Annotated in this window: 9 protein-coding genes and 5 pseudogenes; 4 read left to right on the top strand and 10 right to left on the bottom strand. The window is 72.7% G+C overall.

Features of this window, described 5'->3' with window-relative positions; genetic code table 11:
- Nucleotides 1-591 precede the first annotated feature (591 nt).
- The 3 genes from JNW87_RS20715 to JNW87_RS20710 form a co-directional block, all read right to left on the bottom strand.
- Nucleotides 592-1509, bottom strand: coding sequence for an acyltransferase family protein (locus JNW87_RS20715; protein ID WP_375373527.1), 918 nt, complete (start codon nucleotides 1507-1509; stop codon nucleotides 592-594).
- Nucleotides 1488-1793, bottom strand: coding sequence for an acyltransferase (locus JNW87_RS39650; RefSeq protein ID WP_255544132.1), 306 nt, complete (start codon nucleotides 1791-1793; stop codon nucleotides 1488-1490). Before JNW87_RS39650 ends, JNW87_RS20715 begins: the two co-directional genes overlap by 22 nt.
- A gap of 266 nt (nucleotides 1794-2059) precedes the next feature.
- A complete protein-coding gene (locus JNW87_RS20710) occupies nucleotides 2060-2692 on the bottom strand; it encodes an alpha-ketoglutarate-dependent dioxygenase AlkB (RefSeq protein ID WP_109803182.1) in 633 nt (210 codons plus the stop codon).
- Between the two features lie 995 nt (nucleotides 2693-3687).
- Between JNW87_RS20710 and JNW87_RS20705 the strand changes: the two genes are divergently transcribed.
- A complete protein-coding gene (locus JNW87_RS20705) occupies nucleotides 3688-5031 on the top strand; it encodes a uracil-xanthine permease family protein (protein ID WP_109803180.1) in 1344 nt (447 codons plus the stop codon).
- Nucleotides 5032-5176: 145 nt separating this feature from the next.
- On the opposite strand, the gene JNW87_RS20700 is transcribed toward JNW87_RS20705, so the two are convergent.
- The 7 genes and pseudogenes from JNW87_RS20700 to JNW87_RS20685 all read right to left on the bottom strand — a co-directional run.
- On the bottom strand, nucleotides 5177-7666 hold the full coding sequence (locus tag JNW87_RS20700) for a DNA topoisomerase (ATP-hydrolyzing) subunit A (RefSeq protein WP_109803179.1): 2490 nt from the start codon (nucleotides 7664-7666) through the stop codon (nucleotides 5177-5179).
- 32 nt (nucleotides 7667-7698) lie between these two features.
- Nucleotides 7699-8337, bottom strand: a pseudogene (locus JNW87_RS40795) (toprim domain-containing protein); the annotation flags it as partial.
- A gap of 30 nt (nucleotides 8338-8367) precedes the next feature.
- Nucleotides 8368-8730 (bottom strand): annotated as a pseudogene (locus tag JNW87_RS40790) (DNA topoisomerase); the annotation flags it as partial.
- A gap of 8 nt (nucleotides 8731-8738) precedes the next feature.
- Nucleotides 8739-9770, bottom strand: a complete 1032-nt coding sequence (locus JNW87_RS40785; protein ID WP_309234005.1) for a hypothetical protein — start codon at nucleotides 9768-9770, stop codon at nucleotides 8739-8741.
- An 18-nt stretch (nucleotides 9771-9788) separates the two neighbouring features.
- A pseudogene (locus JNW87_RS40780) lies at nucleotides 9789-11207 on the bottom strand (ATP-binding protein); the annotation flags it as partial.
- A gap of 320 nt (nucleotides 11208-11527) precedes the next feature.
- On the bottom strand, nucleotides 11528-12160 hold the full coding sequence (locus JNW87_RS20690; RefSeq protein ID WP_109803178.1) for a methyltransferase domain-containing protein: 633 nt from the start codon (nucleotides 12158-12160) through the stop codon (nucleotides 11528-11530).
- A gap of 160 nt (nucleotides 12161-12320) precedes the next feature.
- A pseudogene (locus tag JNW87_RS20685) lies at nucleotides 12321-12602 on the bottom strand (RrF2 family transcriptional regulator); the annotation flags it as partial.
- A gap of 202 nt (nucleotides 12603-12804) precedes the next feature.
- On the opposite strand from JNW87_RS20685, the gene JNW87_RS20680 reads away from it, so the two are divergent.
- From JNW87_RS20680 to JNW87_RS20670, 3 genes and pseudogenes are all read left to right on the top strand, one after another.
- A complete protein-coding gene (locus JNW87_RS20680) occupies nucleotides 12805-14016 on the top strand; it encodes a globin domain-containing protein (RefSeq protein ID WP_236648121.1) in 1212 nt (403 codons plus the stop codon).
- Nucleotides 14017-14181: 165 nt separating this feature from the next.
- A pseudogene (locus JNW87_RS20675) lies at nucleotides 14182-15654 on the top strand (carbamoyltransferase); the annotation flags it as partial.
- 175 nt (nucleotides 15655-15829) lie between these two features.
- A partial coding sequence (locus JNW87_RS20670) for a glycosyltransferase (RefSeq protein WP_309234003.1) occupies nucleotides 15830-16509 on the top strand: 680 nt, incomplete at its 3' end.

Below are 16509 nucleotides of genomic sequence, written 5' to 3'. Positions count from 1 at the left end.
CCGCGGGCACCGCGCCCGCGCCCGAGCCGCCGCCGCGGCACCCGCTGCGCCGGCTCGACCTCACCGGCTTCGGGGCGCTGCACTCCGACGCACCCTCGCCGTCCGGGACGTCGACCTGACCGTCGAACGGGGGCAGCTGGTGCTGGCGGTGGTCCCTCCGGGCAACACCAGGCCCGCGTCGAAGGCGGTTGCGCCGCTCGGGGCGCGGCCCGCGTCCTCGGGCCGGTCGCCGGGCTCGGGAACGGCGCGGGCGCCGAGCTGGAGGGCCGGCCGGGTCGTGGACCAGGAGGGTGCCGGGACCGCGGAGGCCAGCTCGGTGACCGGGGCGCCTGGGCGGCGGCGGCCGCGCCGACGGGCAGGGTGGCGGCGCCGAGCGAGCAGGCGACCGCGACGGCGACGGCGAGACTGGCCAGCATGCGGGCCGTCCAGCGCGCCACCCACCACAGGGGACAGGTGAGCGCGACCGGAAGCACAGACCCACGCTACCGCCGACGGCGTGGTGCCGCATCGCCGCCGGGCGTGTCGCCACGAGTCGGATCGCCGCACTGACCAGCATGGACCGACAGCGATCGGGCGGAGCGGGGGCCCGCCTCAGGCCGGGTCGCGCCGCCCGGCGTACTCGATCGGCCTGACCTGCCCGTCGCGGGCGGTGGCGGGTCCGACCTGGGCCGGCGTGACGGCGGCCGGGGCGCTCCGCGCGCGGGCCCGGCGGGGCGGTCCCAGCCGGCGCATCATCGGCATCTCGACGTACCGGTGCAGGGCCCCGGCGAGCACCAGGTTGACCACCAGGAAGCCGAGCACGGCGAGCGGGCCCCACCAGCCCGGCAGCCCGACCCCGTAGTGACCGGTCAGTCGGAGCACGGTGACCATCACGAAGACGTGCACCAGGTAGAAGGCGAAGGAGACCTCACCGAGCCAGACCATCGGCCGGGACCGCCACGGGGTGCGCCGGCCGCGCACGTCCGCGTCGGCGGCGGCGGTGATGACCAGCAGGTACGCCACCGCCAGCAGGCCCGCCCAGAGTTCCGCCCGGATCCACTGCGCGGCGACCGCCCAGGTCGCCACGAAGAGCAGGCTGGCGGGGGTCAGGCCCGGCCCCCGCCAGCGCCCCCGGCGCATCAGCTCGGCCGCGGCCACGCCCATCCAGAACTCCAGGGACCGCAGCAGCGGGAAGACCTGGGTGAACCACCACCGGCTCTCCTCGGGCACCAGGCGCTGGCCCGGCCAGAGCGCGACGATCAGCAGCGGCGCGGCGACCACCACCGCCCACAGGGCGGCGGGACGCAGCCGGCGCAGCACCGGCAGCACGAACGGCAGGCAGAGGTAGAAGAACAGCTCGCAGGAGAGCGACCAGCTGACCGTGTTGACGCTGTAGAAGTAGCCGGGGGTGGGATTCCAGGCCTGCACCAGGGCCAGGTTGCCCAGCGCCGCCCAGCCGTTGACCGGGTCGGCGAACCAGAGCCCGACGAGGAGCACCACCACCCACATCAGCAGGTGGTTCGGGTAGATCTTGGCGAGCCGCCGGCGCAGGAAGGTCCGCCGGCGCTCGCGTCCCGGTACGACCAGACCAGCACGAATCCACTGAGGATGAAGAAGAACTCCACGCCGGAGAGGCCGAGGGTGAACAGCCAGTCGACGACCGCCTGGTAGTCCGGCTCGGCCACGATCCGCATGGTGGCGACGTGGAAGCCGAAGACCAGCAGGGCGGCGACCCAGCGCAGCCCGGTCAGCGACGGCAGGCGGCCGGCGACCGCCGAGGCCCGGGCGGCACCGGTGGTCGGGGCGGCGGTCATGCCGGAAACCCGACCGTCACCGGGGTCACCAGCACGCGGAGGCCCTCGACGCCCTGGACGTGGCGGTGGAGATCCCGATGGTCGGCCACGGCCACAGCCTCAACGTCGCGGTAGCCGGCTCCCTCGTCCTCTACAAACTCGCCGGCCTCCTCTGACCAGCCCTCATCCTCCGCGATCTTGCACTTGCTGCCCCGGCATTCCGGACGTATCACGCGAAGCGCGGGCGCAAAGTGCAAGATCGCGGGAGGCGGGGAGGTCTCGGTGGGTCAGGAGACGCCGGTGGGGCGGAACTGGACGCTGACCCGGGGGCCGACCGGGCGGGTGGTCTTGGGGATGGCGTGTTCCCAGGTGCGCTGGCAGGAGCCGCCCATCACGACCAGGTCGCCGTGGCCGAGCGGGAAGCGGAGGCTGGCCCCGCCGCCGCGGGGGCGCAGCAGCAGCGGGCGCGGCGAGCCGAACGAGACGATGGCGACCATGGTGTCGGTGTGCGCGGAGCGGCCCGTCGTGTCGCCGTGCCAGGCGACGCTGTCCCGTCCGCTGCGGTAGAGGCACATCCCGGCGGTGACGAAGGGCTCGCCCAGCTCGGGTGCGTAGTGCCGGGTCAGCGCCTCCCGGGCCTCGGTCAGCACGGCGTGCGGCAGCGGCCGGCCGGCCGCGTACCAGCAGAGCAGGCGGGGGACGTCGACCTCGGCGTCGTACATGGTGCGGCGCTCCGCGCGCCACGGCACCTCGTGCAGCAGGGTGTCGAGCACCACGTCGGAGCCGCGCACCCAGCCGGGCAGGTGGTCGACCCAGGCGCCCCGGCTCAGTTGGTGCCGGCGCAGGGCGGCGAGCGGGCCCAGGCTGGGGCCCTGCTCGGTGAAGTCCAGCATCGAGGGCTGGTACGCGACGTCGGACACGCCGCCGATCCTACCAACCGATCGAACAGGCGTACGAGGATCAGCGGGGCAGCATCCCGGCGGACGTGCCCGCCGACCGCCTTGCGCAACCGCTCGCGCAGCTGCTGGGCGCGGTGGGTCTCGATGGTGTCCCGCAGCGCCCGGTTCTGGTCCCGCAGCCACCGGATCCGGGCCAGCAGGTCCTCCGGCGTACGGCGCCGATCCAGCTCCGCTCGAAGTGCAGGAGCAGAAATCCCATGCCATCGCCACGCCGGTCCGGATCCCGCGTGCCGACCGCCACGTCGGCCCGGAGGCGGGTGGGGGTACCAACCGGTAGGGTGCCCGGCGGCGGCGTCGACCCTGGGGCGCCGTCCTGGGCGGTCCCGATGCTCCGCCCGCCGACGACCCCGCCCGAGGAGGAGACGCCGGAAGGCCGTTCGCCTCGTGGCCGAGCAGCACAACGGTGCGGCCCCGCGCGGCCGGCAGGTCACCGAGGCGAATCGCCTCGTCGGCCAGCTCCACCCCGACGATCCGGGCCCCGGCGGCCCGCTCGGCGGCGAGCCAGCGGGACGGGCTGCCGACCCGGTGCACGCAGCTGGGCCTCCGCAGCGTGTTGCCCCGGGCGAGGGCCTCGTCGACCCAGCGGAACGGCGGCACCGCAAGACAGGCGCCGACGGCGTCACAGGTGCGCAGCAGGGTGCCCAGGTTGGCTCCGTGCAGCGGCCAGAGCGGCGCGGCGATCAGATGACCCCAACAGCCGTGCTGGCGGGTACGACGGGCGGCGCGCAACTCGCGGCGCGGGCGCACCCGGATGGCGGGGCTCACGCCGGTCCGGCGACTCCGCCGGAGGAGAGGTGGGTCATGGAGGGGAGTGCTTCGCGGCGCACCCGGGCCATCGACGGTGACAGACGGCCCGATTGTAGACCTGCCAGGCGGTCCTCGTCCCCGGCCGAGGTCGTGCTAGAAACAACTCTCAGGGTCGATCACGCCCCCGTCACCTGACGCGAAGGGCCCCCATGACCCAGTCCCCCACCGCACCACGTTCCCGCTGGTCCCCGTGGAGCGTGCACGGCGACGGCCGCGCCATCCGACCGGGCGACGTGGTCCACCCCGGTGAACGGCTCTCCTGGCCGCGCACCGTCGGGGTCGGCGTGCAGCACGTGGTCGCGATGTTCGGCGCCACCTTCACGGTGCCGCTGATCACCGGCTTCCCGCCGGCCACCACGCTCTTCTTCTCCGGGATCGGCACGCTGCTCTTCCTGCTGATCACCGGCAACCGGCTGCCGTCGTACCTGGGCTCGTCGTTCGCGTTCATCGCGCCGGTGCTGGCCGCCGAGGCCGGTGGCGACATCGGCCCGGCGCTCGGCGGCATCGTGGTGGCCGGCGCGGCGCTCGCGCTGGTCGGCGTCGTGGTGCAGCTGGCCGGGGCCCGGTGGATCGACGCGCTGATGCCGCCGGTGGTCACCGGCGCGATCGTGGCGCTGATCGGGCTCAACCTCGCGCCGGTCGCCTGGGACGGCGGCGGCAACGGCGGGGTGAAGGCCCAGCCGCTGATCGCGGTGGCCACCCTGGTGGCGATCCTGCTCGCCACGGTGGTCTTCCGGGGCTTCCTGGCCCGGCTGTCCATCCTGCTCGGCGTGGTGGTGGGCTGGGCGCTCGCCGCCGTCCTCGGCCAGTTGGACCCGAAGGCGGTGACCGCGCTGAAGGAGGCCGCCTGGGTGGGGCTGCCCCAGTTCCACGCGCCGAGCTTCAGCCTGCGGGCGGTGGTGCTGGTGATCCCGGTGATCCTGGTGCTGATCGCGGAGAACGCCGGGCACGTCAAGGCGGTGGCCACGATGACCGGCCGCAACCTGGACCGGGACATGGGCCGGGCGTTCCTCGGCGACGGCATCGCCACCGTGCTGGCCGGCTCCGGCGGCGGCTCCGGCACCACCACGTACGCGGAGAACATCGGCGTGATGGCGGCGACCAGGGTCTACTCGACGGCGGCGTACTGGGTGGCCGGGGTGGCGGCGGTGCTGCTCGGGCTCAGCCCGAAGTTCGGCGCGCTGATCCTCACCGTGCCGGCCGGCGTGCTGGGCGGCGCCACCACGGCGCTGTACGGCCTGATCGCCATCCTCGGCGCCCGGATCTGGATCGAGAACCGGGTCGACTTCCACGACCCGGTCAACCTGATGACCGCCGCCGTCGCGCTGATCATCGGCGCCGCCAACTACACCCTGACGGCCGGCGACCTCTCCTTCAACGGCATCGCCCTGGGCACCGCCGTCGCCCTGGTGATCTATCACGGCATGCGCCTGATCGCCCACCTCCGCGGCACCACCCCCGACTCCCGCCGCGGCCCCGAACCCGAGCTCTGACCGCCTCCTCACCGAGCGACGATCATGAAGTTGTTGCCACGACACGCCGGGCGGCAGGGCAACAATTCCATGATCAACACGGCGCATCGGGAGTAGCCGCCAAGGGGTCGCGGCCGTTGCCGCCGACCCCTTGGCGCCGGGTGGGTCAGTCGCGTTCGACGAGGTGGCCGACGACCGCCGGGCCGAGCATGACGGCGAAGCCGGAGCCGTCGCGGCGCGGGTCCGCCGGGGGCAGCTCGACCGCGTCGCCGCTGGCCGTCGCGCCGACCGGGCGCGGGCCGATCCAGGCCACGGCCAGGTCCGGCTCGCCCTTGAGGAACCGCTGCGCGCGGACCCCACCGGTCGCCCGCCCCTTCGCCGGGTACGCCCGGAACGGCGTCACCTTCACCGTGGCCCCGGTCGAGGTGACCACCATCGGCTCACCGTGCCCCGGGTCGTCGATGCGGACCGCGCCGAAGAAGACCACCCGAGCCCCGGCCGGCAAGTTGATGCCGGCCATGCCGCCGCCCTTGACGCCCTGCGGCCGGACCACGGAGGCGGCGAAGCGCAACAGGGACGCCTCGGACGAGATGAAGGCGAGGGTTTCCGCCCCGTCGATGAGCCAGGTCGCCCCTACCACCTCGTCCCCCTCGCGCAGGGAGATCACCTCGAACTCGTCGGAGCGGACCGGCCACTCCGGCGCGCAGACCTTGACCACGCCGTGTCGGGTGCCCAGGGCCAGGCCCGGCGAGCCCTCGGCGGACGGCCCGAGCGGCGCCAGGCCGACGACCCTCTCGCCCGGCTCCAGCGGCACCAGCTCGGCCGCCGACATCCCGCCGCGCAGCGACACCGTGCCGGACTGCTCGGGCAGCACCGGCAGCGGCAGCACATCGATCTTGAACGCCCGGCCGGCGCTGGTCACCAGGAGCACCCGGCCCCGCGCCGTGGAGTGGACCACCGCGCGTACGGCGTCGTGCTTGACCCGGCCGCTGCGCCGCCGCCCCTCGGCGGCCTCCTCCGACTCGGCCGCGGTCCGGGCGACCAGCCCGGTCGCGGAGAGGATCACCTGGCACGGGTCGTCGGCGACCTCCAGCGGCCCGGCCGGCGCGGAGGCGGCCAGGACCTCCTTGAGGTCGCCGTCGACCAGCGTGGTCCGGCGCGGGGCGCCGAACTGCTTGACCACGGCGGCCAACTCGTCGGAGACCAGCTTCCGGAGCACCTTGGGGTCGTCGAGGATGGTCGACAGCTCGGCGATCTCCTTGCGGAGCTTCTCCTGCTCGGCCTCCAGCTCGATCCGGTCGAACTTCGTCAGCCGGCGCAGCGGAGTGTCCAGGATGTAGGTGGCCTGGATGTCGGAGAGCTTGAACTGACGCATCAGGCCGTCCTTGGCGGCCTGGGCGTCGTCGCTGCCCCGGATCAGCTTGACCACCTTGTCGATGTCGAGCAGGGCGATCAGCAGGCCGTCGACCAGGTGCAGCCGCTCCTCGCGCTTCCGGCGGCGGTAGGAGCTGCGCCGGGTCACCACGTCGTACCGGTGGGCGAGGAAGACCTCCAGCAGCGCCTTGAGCCCCAGGGTCTGCGGCTGGCCGTCGACCAGGACCAGGTTGTTGACGCCGAAGGACTGCTCCAGCGGGGTGAGCCGGTACAGGTCGGCCAGCAGCGCCTGCGGGTTGACGCCCACCTTGCACTCGATGACCAGCCGGGTGCCGTTCTCCCGGTCGGTCAGGTCCTTGACGTCGGCGATGCCGGTGAGCCGCTTGGTCTTGTTGACCTCGTTGGTGATCGCGGCGATGACCTTCTCCGCGCCGACTCCGTACGGCAGCTCGGTCACCGTGATGGCCTGCCGGCCGCGGCTGCCCTCGAGCGGACCGATCTCCACCCGCCCGCGCATCCGGACCACGCCGCGCCCGGTCTCGTACGCCCGGCGCACCTCGTCGAGGCCGAGCAGCAGCCCGCCGGTGGGCAGGTCGGGGCCGGGGACGAACTCCATGAGCTTGTCCAGGTCGGCGTCCGGGTGGTTGATCAGCCAGCGGGCGGCGGAGACGACCTCGCCGAGGTTGTGCGGGATCATGTTGGTCGCCATCCCGACCGCGATCCCGGACGCGCCGTTGACCAGCAGGTTGGGGAAGGCGGCCGGCAGCACGGTCGGCTGGGTCAGCGAGCCGTCGTAGTTCGGCTCGACGTCAACGGTGTCCTCGCCCAGCTCGCCGACGAGCAGCATCGCCTCCCGGGACATCCGCGCCTCGGTGTAGCGCGCGGCGGCCGGTCCATCGTCCTGGCTTCCAAAATTTCCATGCCCATCGATGAGTGGCACGTTGAGCGAGAAGTCCTGGGCCATGCGGACCATCGCGTCGTAGATCGCGGAGTCACCATGCGGGTGGTAGCGGCCCATCACGTCGCCGACCACGCGGGCGGACTTTACATGCGCCCGATCGGGGCGGAACCCCGCCTCATTCATCGCGTAAAGGATGCGCCGGTGCACCGGCTTGAGACCGTCGCGGGCGTCGGGCAGGGCGCGGGAGTGGATGACCGAGAAGGCGTACTCCAGGTAGGAGTCGGAGACCTCGGTGACCAGCGGGTTGTCGAAGACCCGCGCGCCGGCCTGGTCGAAGGCGGACAGGTCCGCCTTGGTGCGGTCTTCCTTGCGGCGTGCCATGACTCAGCTTTCCTTCCGAACGAACCCGGTCGTCATGCGTCGATCGCCTGGCGGTCGACCCGGTCGGCCGAGTCGATCAGCCAGTTGCGGCGCGGTTCGACCTTCTCCCCCATCAGCAGTTCCAGGATCCGCTCAGCCGCCTCGACGTCGTCGAGGGTGATCCGGCGGACCGCCCGGGTGGCCGGGTTCATCGTGGTCTCCCAAAGCTCGTCGGCATCCATCTCGCCGAGACCCTTGAAGCGCGGAATCGGCGTGACGATCTGCTTGCCGGCCTTCTCCAGCTTGCGGACCGTCGCCTCCATCTCCGCCTGGGTGTACGTGTAGACGGTCTGCGGGTTGCGTCCCTTGGTAGTGATCTTGTGTAGCGGCGGCATCGCGGCGAAGAGCCGGCCGGCCTCGATCAGCGGACGCATGTAGCGGGCGAAGAGCGTGATCAGCAGGGTCCGGATGTGCGCGCCGTCGACGTCCGCGTCGGCCATGATCAGGACCCGGCCGTACCGCAGCGCGGAGAGGTCGAAAGTCCGCCCCGACCCGGCGCCGAGCACCTGCACGATCGCCGCGCACTCGGCATTGTCCAGCACCTGCTGGAGGTTCGCCTTCTGCACGTTGAGGATCTTGCCGCGGATCGGCAGCAGCGCCTGGTACTCAGCGGTTCGTGCCACCCGGGCGCTGTTGTGGACGAACACACCCGCTTCGAGCGCGAAGTTGTGGTAGCCATCGACGGTCAGGTCGTAGACGTCCGCCGTCTCGTCCAGAGCCTTTACGGATACCACGCGGTGGTTGACAAGGGAGGCCGCCTCTCGCAGTCGCCCGTAGTCGCCCCCGTAAAGGCTCAGGAGCCGATCGAAACGGAGGCCGGTGCGGGCGGTCCGCAACCGCTCGGCTTCGTAGGCGGTCGCCAACTCCTCGTCGGCTTGCGACAGCAGCGGCGCGAGACGACGCAGCGCAGCCAGACGCCGACCTTCGAGTTGCCGGCCAACGCGTTCCTGGCGCGGCACCGTTGCGACGTATCGAGCCCTGCCGGCCTGCGCCTTGGCGAGGTGGCCCGTGCTCGGGTCAGTCATCCGCCGCCTCATCCGGGACGAGTGCTGCTCACGAATTCGGGGTTGTCCCGGTGCCAGGCCAGTACGGCGCCGCGCTGGCGTTCCCGCTCGGCGGGGTTCGCGAACTGTTCCACGGTCTTTCGTGACCGCCAAGCACATAATGCGTCGTCACGCCACTGCTTCAAAGAGCGCTCACGCCACTCCTCTCGACGAGCGGGATCGGTGAAGTATTCCCGCACCCGCTCGGCTGCTGCCTGTCGATGCTCCGGCTGCGACCAGTATGTCGCCTGCCGCTCACGCATCCGCTCGGCATAGGCACGCTGCTCGTCGGCACCTAGCGCGTTGTACCAGTCCTGGAAGCCCTTTTCGATCTTTGCGCGGAACGCGGGCGACTCATTGAGCGCGAACAGCCGCGCGAGGCAGGCCTCACGGAAGGCAGGATCCCGCCACTGCGCTGTCAGCATGGCCGAGCGGAACTCTCGGCCCCCATTGTCGAACCACTCCCGCCAACCGGCGTGGACATGTTCGCCCATCATCGCGACGTGCAGGGCGGAGTGGTCGGCCCAGGTCATCCGGCGCAGATTGCGCGGGTCATTGTTTCGCTTGTTGATGTCGACGTGATGACGGACGTTGCCGTTTGTAACGCTGTCCCTGCCGTGGCGCAGATTCCACGCGTCCGCCAGGTAATGGGTGTAGACCCACTCCTCGCGGTCGTTCATCCAGACCCGCTCATACCCCTGCAGTTTGTGCCCCTCCGCCTTGTTCGACAGACTGCGATACAGGGGCATAAGGGAATCACCGGGCACAAGTGCGTCAGCCCGCCGGTAGGAGCCGTCGCGCAGCCGGAACAGATGATCGGGGGTGCACCGCACCGACTCGCCGTTGTCGAGCGTGACACGCACCAACGGGGCATCGCGCTTGGTGAGCCGCGGCTCCAGCAGCGGAGCGATGACCACCCGGCCAGCCTTGTTGGTGCTGTAGCCGAAGTGGCTGATGCCGTGCTGCCAGTCCGCAGCCAAATCGGCGAAGGATCGGCTCTGACCCGATGCCAACGAGACCATCGTGTCGCCGGTGAAGCACCCGAGCGCGCTGTCCCCCTCCACGATGAACAGCTCGCTGCGGTCCACCCCGGTGGCCCGACAGTCGACCAGCTTGGCCGGCATCGACGCGCCCTCCAGGGCGGTCTTGCGCCGGGCCGCGTCCTTCTGCTGCTTCTGGGTCAGCCGGACCCGCGCCGCGTCGACGATCTTCTGGAGCACCGTCCGCGCCTCGGCCTTGGTGCGCCGGTCCTCCAGCCAGGCCTTGAGGTGCTGCTCGACCAGGCCCTGGATCACCTTGGTGATGCCGGCGGTGGAGAGCTCGTCCTTGGTCTGCGAGGTGAACTGCGGCTCCGGGATCCGCACGTGCACCACCGCGGTCATGCCCTCCAGGACGTCGTCCAGGGTGGGCGCGTCCTCCTTCGGCTTGAGCAGGCCGCGGGTGTTGCGCGCGGCGTCGGCCAGGGTGCGCACCAGGGCCCGCTCGAAGCCCTTGCGGTGGGTGCCGCCGTGCGCGTTGCGGATGGTGTTGGTGAAGCACTCGACGGTGCGCTCGTAGCCGGTGCCCCAGCGCAGCGCCACCTCGATCTCGGCCCTGCGCTGCACGTTGGACTGCATCACGCCGTTGGCGTCGGCGGCGTTCTCCCGGTACGTCCCCTCGCCGGTGACCAGCAGCGTGCCGGAGACCGGCCGGTCGCCGGCCGGGGCGAGGAACTCCACCATGTCGGTCAGGCCGTTGGGGAAGTGGAAGCTCTCCTCGGTGGGCTCCTCGCCCGTCTCGTCGCGCAGCAGGTAGGCCACGCCGGGGACGAGGAACGCGGTGTTGCGCAGCTTGAGCCGGACCGCCTCGGTGTCCAGCCGGGCGCCCGTCTCGAAGTAGCGGGTGTCGTGCCACCACCGGATCGAGGTGCCGGTGCGCTGTCCGCGCTTCATCGCGCCGACGATCTGCAGGCCCGGACCGGGGGTGAAGGGCGCGTCCGGACCGGGCCCGTCGAAGATCCCCGGTACGCCGTGCCGGAACGACATCGCGTGGACCTTGCCGTCGCGCCGGACGGTGACGTCGAACCGCCGCGAGAGGGCGTTGACCGCGGAAGCGCCCACGCCGTGCAGGCCGCCGGAGGTCTTGTAGCCCGAGCCGCCGAACTTGCCGCCGGCGTGCAGTCGGGTGAGCACCAGCTCGACGCCGGAGATGCCGGACTTGGCGTGCACGTCGGTGGGGATGCCCCGGCCGTCGTCGTCGACCTGCACCGAGCCGTCGGCGTGCAGGATCACCTCGACCTTGGTGGCGTGACCCGCGACACCCTCGTCGGTGGAGTTGTCGAGGATCTCGTTGACGAGGTGACCCACGCCACGGCTGTCGGTGGAGCCGATGTACATGCCGGGGCGCTTGCGGACGGCGTCCAGGCCCTCCAGGTGCGTCAGGTCGTCGGCCCCGTACAGGGTCTCAGGCTGTGCGGTCAACTGGTCGTACTCCCAGGTCTCGGCGGTGTGGTGCCGCTCACCGGCTCGATCGCCACGCGCGGCGCGCCGGAGCGAGCCTAGCCCGGCGCTCCGACAGAGCCGTGGCACCCGGGCGGGTGAGCCGCGGGGTTACGTCGCGGCGCGTGCCGTGCCCGACTTCGGGCGAGGGCCCCGGGACGGCGGCCGGGCGACGGGGCGTCAGTGGACGACAACGATCCGACCAGGCGTTTGTCTTCCCGGTCGGTCGCCGCCGGGATCCGACCGGCTGGTTCGAGCGGCTCTACGCGGAGGCGAAGCGGGGGGTCACGTTCGCGCCCTGGTCACGGTCGCACCGCCGTGCCGAGCACGTGCGGCGAGGCCGGCATCGGGATGCCGGTCGGCGGGAAGCGGAACCGGTCCAGCTCGACGACGGTGAAGCCGGCGGCGGCGATCGCGCCGACGGTGTCCCGGCCGGTGTGGCAGCCGCCGCAGAGGGCGGGCCAAATGGTGACGTCGGCCCAGCGCTGCGCCCGGCGCAGCCCCGGGGTCTGCGCCACCACGTGCTCGTAGAAGCGCAGCTGCCCGCCCGGGCGCAGCACCCGGCGGGCCTCCCGCAGGGCGACCGCCTGGTCGGGCACCGGACAGAGCACCAGCGACAGCACCACCGCGTCGGCGGCGGCGTCGGCGGCCGGCAGCGCCTCGGCCAGTCCGGCCAGCACGGTGACCGGTACCGGGGCGGCGGCCGCCGCGGCGTGGGCAGCGGCCCGCAGTCGGGGTTCCGGTTCGACGGCCAGCACCTCGGTCACCGTCGGCGGGTAGTGCGGGAACATCCGGCCGTTGCCGGCGCCCACCTCGACCACCCGGCCGGTCAGCCCGGCGACCAGCCGGTGCCGGTGCTCGGCGGCGCCCGCCCGGTCCATGGCCACGCTGGCCCGCGCGAAGACCCGCGCAAACACCGGATGCGAGACGGACATTGAACCTCCCCGGGGACCAGTCACCCCGGAGCCTATGCCGGAAGGGCTCAGCCGCGGAGCCCCGGCGCGCCGAGGGTGAGCAGCAGCGGGCCGGCGGGCCGTCGACGAGGTCGCCGAGGCGTATGCCGTCGAGGACGGCGAGGAAGGCGGCCTGGGCGCGGCGCAGCTCACCGCGCAGCCGGCAGCCGGCGACCAGCGGGCAGGCCGGCTGGTCGCAGGCGACCACCTCGTCGTCGCCCTCGAAGGCCCGGACGACGTGGCCGACGGTCAGCTCGCCGGCACGCTCGGCGAACGCCACCCCGCCGAAGCGTCCCCGGGTGGTCACCAGGACGCCGATCCGCTGGAGCCGCTGGACGACCTTGGCGACGTGGCTGCGGGGCAGCGCGAGCTGGGTGGCCAGCTCGTCCACCGTGGTCCGCGCGGGGGACGCGGCGGTGAGCATGGCGATCCGCAGGGCCATGTCGGTGGACCGGTTGAGCTTCACGTACCGACCCTAGCCAGCACGAACGGGGCGCGACACGGGCCGATGAGCCGGTCGCGGGTGTGATCCAGGCGACCCGGGACCCGGGGCCTTCGACCCTGAAGAGGAATTTCAGAGTCCTGTTCAGTGGAGATCGTCCGAACCGATCCCCGAAGGAGTACCCGTGCTCTCGGAATCCTCAGCAGCAGTGGTGACGGCGACCCTGCCCGCCGTGCAGGCGCACGGCGAGGCGATCACCGGCCGGTTCTACCAGCGGATGTTCGCCGCGCACCCGGAGCTGCTGGACATCTTCAGCCGCAGCAACCAGGCCACCGGGCAGCAGAAGGCGGCGCTCGCCGCCGCCGTGGTCGCCTACGCTGAGCACCTGACCGTCGGCAGCGCGGCGCCGTGGGGTCCGATCCTGGACCGGATCGCGCACAAGCACGCCTCGCTCGGCATCACCGCGACCCAGTACCCGATCGTCGGCCGCCACCTGCTCGCCGCCGTCGGCGAGGTGCTCGGCGAGGCGGTCACGCCGCAGGTCGCCGCCGCCTGGGACGAGGTGTACTGGCTGCTGGCCTGCGAGCTGATCGCGCGGGAGGCGCGTCTCTACACCGCGGCAGGGGTGCCGAGGAACGGCTCGGTGTGGCGGGACTGGTGGGTGACCGACAAGGTCCGGGAGACCCCGGACGTCGTCTCCTTCGCCCTCGTCCCGGCCGACCGTGGCGCGGTGCCCGGCTTCATCCCCGGCCAGTACACCTCGGTCGCCGTCGACCTGGACGGCGGGCGCGGCCAGCAGATTCGGCAGTACAGCCTCTCCGGCCGCCCCGGCGCCGACCACTGGCGGATCACCGTCAAGCGGGTCCGCGGCACCGGCGGCGCACCCGACGGGATGGTCTCCAGCTTCCTGCACGAGCGGGTGGCGGTCGGTGACACGCTGCGGCTCAGCCCGCCCTTCGGAGAGGTGAGCGCGGTGGCCGGCGACGGCCCGCTGCTGCTGGTCAGCGCCGGTATCGGGCTCACCCCGGCGATGTCGGCGCTGGAGCATCTGGCGGTCACCGAACCCGAGCGTCCGGTGGTGCTGGTGCACGCCGACCGTGCCGGCGCCGCGCACGCCCTGCGCGACGAACTCCCCCGGCTCCGCGACCAACTGCCCAACCTGCGGATGAGCCTCTGGTACGAGGACGCCACCGACGCGGAGCTGGCCGGGCTCACCGCCGAGATCGCCACCGGTCTGGTCGACCCCGAACTGATCCCGCTCTCTCCCGACGCGCACGTGCACCTGTGCGGGCCGCTGCCGTTCATGAACGCGGTCCGGGGTGGGCTGCTGCGCCGGGGCGTACCGGTCGAGCGGATCGCGTACGAGGTATTCGGCCCGTGCATGCTCCGTAGTTGATCCCTCCCCGGTTCGGCGGCGCGACGGGCGCCGCCGGACCGGGCCGTCAGGCCTAGATCCGGCCCATCAAGCGCCACCGGCGAATCTCCACAGCCGACGATCGGCTCCCGGGAAGAAGTCGATGATCTACAGGTTAGGGCGTGAAGGCCAGGGTAGGGACTGCTCATGCGCGTCCTTGGGATCAACGCCATCTTCCACGACCCGGCGGCCGCCCTGCTGGTCGACGGGACGGTGGTGGCCGCCGCCGAAGAGGAGAGGTTCAGCCGGCGCAAGCACGGCAAGCGTCCCGTGCCGTTCTCCGCCTGGGAGCTGCCCGAATTGTCCGCCGCCTGGTGCCTGGCCAGCGCGGGGATCGACGTCGACAGCCTCGACGCGGTCGCCTACTCGTTCGACCCCGGCCTCTGTCGGGACGCGGCCGACCTCGGCCTGAGCGACCCGTGGGACTGGCTGCGGGTCGACTACGCCAAGCGGGCCCCGCAGTTCCTCGCCGCCGCCCTGCCCGGGCTCGACCCGGAGAAGGTGCGGTTCGTGCCGCACCACGTGGCGCACGCCGCCTCCGCCGGGCTGGCCGCACCTCGGGCCGGCGACGACACCGCGGTGCTGGTGCTGGACGGGCGCGGCGAGGTGGCCAGCCACCTGGCCGGCGTCTACCGCGACGGACGGTTGTCCGCCCTGTACTCCCAGCAGCTGCCGCACTCGCTCGGCCTGCTCTACGAGGACCTGACCCGGCACCTGGGCTTCCTGCACTCCAGCGACGAGTACAAGGTGATGGCGCTGGCGTCGTACGGCCGGCCGAAGCACCTGGGCCTGCTGCGCGAGCTGGTGCGGGCCACCGACGACGGTGGCTTCCGGGTCGAGCGGATCGACTGGGCGAGCATGGCCAAGGCGCGCACCGCCGACGGCGAGATGACCGAGGAGCATGCCGATCTCGCCGCCAGCGTGCAGGCCCGGTTGGAGGAGGTCGTTCTCGACCTGTCCCGCTGGCTGTACGACGCCGCCGGCGGCGCGTCGACCCTGGCCATGGCCGGCGGGGTGGCGCTGAACTGCGTGGCGAACGCCCGGCTCGCGGCCGAGGGGCCGTACCGCGAGGTCTGGGTGCAGCCGGCGGCCGGCGACTCGGGGACGGCGCTCGGCGCGGCCCTGCACGTGGCCGGCACGCTCGGCGACCGGTCCACCCCGCTGGCCGGGGTCGACCTGGGCCGGGGCTGGTCGGACGAGGAGCTGGAGGCGGAGCTGCGCCGCGCCGCGCTGCCGTACACCCGGCCGGCGTCGATCGCCGCCGAGGCGGCCCGGGTGCTCGCCACCAACGGCATCGTCGCCTGGTACCAGTGCCGCAGCGAGTACGGCCCGCGCGCGCTGGGCCACCGGTCGCTGCTCGCCCACCCGGGCGACCCGGCGACCACCGCCCGGATGAACGACGTCAAGGGCCGGGAGCAGTTCCGCCCGATCGCCCCGATGGTCCGCGCGGAACGCTTCGCGGAGATCTTCGAGGGGGTCTTCCCCAGCCCGTACATGCTCTTCGTGCACCGGGTGAAGCCGGAGTGGCGGGACCGCATCCCGGCGGTCACCCACGTCGACGGCACCGCCCGGGTGCAGACCGTGCACGCCGACACCGAGCCGCTGGTGGCCGAGATGCTGGCCGAGTTCGAGCGGCTCACCGGCCTGCCGGTGGTGGTGAACACCTCGCTGAACACGGCCGCCGGCCGATGGTGGACACCCCCCGCGAGGCGATGGAGCTGGTCGGCTCGGCGCCGGTGGACCTGCTCGCCCTCGGTCCGTTCGCGGTGCACCGCCGGTCCCTGGCCGGTGACCGGTGATCAGCATCGTGGTGCCGACACTCGGCCGGCCGAGCCTGGCGGCGCTGCTGGACGCCCTCGCCGGCCAGCTCGGCGAACTGCCCGAGGTGGAGCTGCTGCTGGTCGACGACCGGCGCGACGACACCGGGGAGCTGGCGGTGCCGGGGGCGCTGTCCGCGTACGCGAAGGTGCTGAGCGGGCGCGGCGCGGGCCCGGCGGCGGCCCGCGACCTGGGCTGGCGGGCGGCCCGGGGGGCGTGGGTGGTGTTCCTGGACGACGACGTGGTGCCGGCGCCGGACTGGTGCCGGCGGCTGCGCGACGACCTTGCGGTGGGGAACGCCGTCGGCGGCGTGCAGGGCGTCGTGGCGGTGCCGCTGCCCACCGGCCGGCGCCCCACCGATTGGGAGCGCGGCACCGCCGGCCTGGCCGAGGGGCACTGGATCACCGCGGACATGGCCTACCGGCGGACGGCGCTGGCCGCCGTCGGGGGGTTCGACGAGCGCTTCCCGCGGGCTTACCGGGAGGACGCCGAGCTGGCCCACCGGGTCCGGCTCGCCGGTTGGCAGCTGGTCCGCGGCCACCGCCGGGTGGCCCATCCGGTACGCCCCGAGAGCCGCTGGGTCAGCCTGCGCACCCAACGGGGCAACGCCGACGACGCGCTGCTGCGCCGGTTGTACGGTCCGAACTGGCGCTCCGA

The sequence above is a fragment of the Micromonospora sp. ATA51 genome, from assembly GCF_016802855.1.
Taxonomy (GTDB): domain Bacteria; phylum Actinomycetota; class Actinomycetes; order Mycobacteriales; family Micromonosporaceae; genus Micromonospora; species Micromonospora sicca.
Note: the sequence above shows the minus strand (reverse complement) of the source record. Positions and strands in the feature narration are given on the sequence as shown.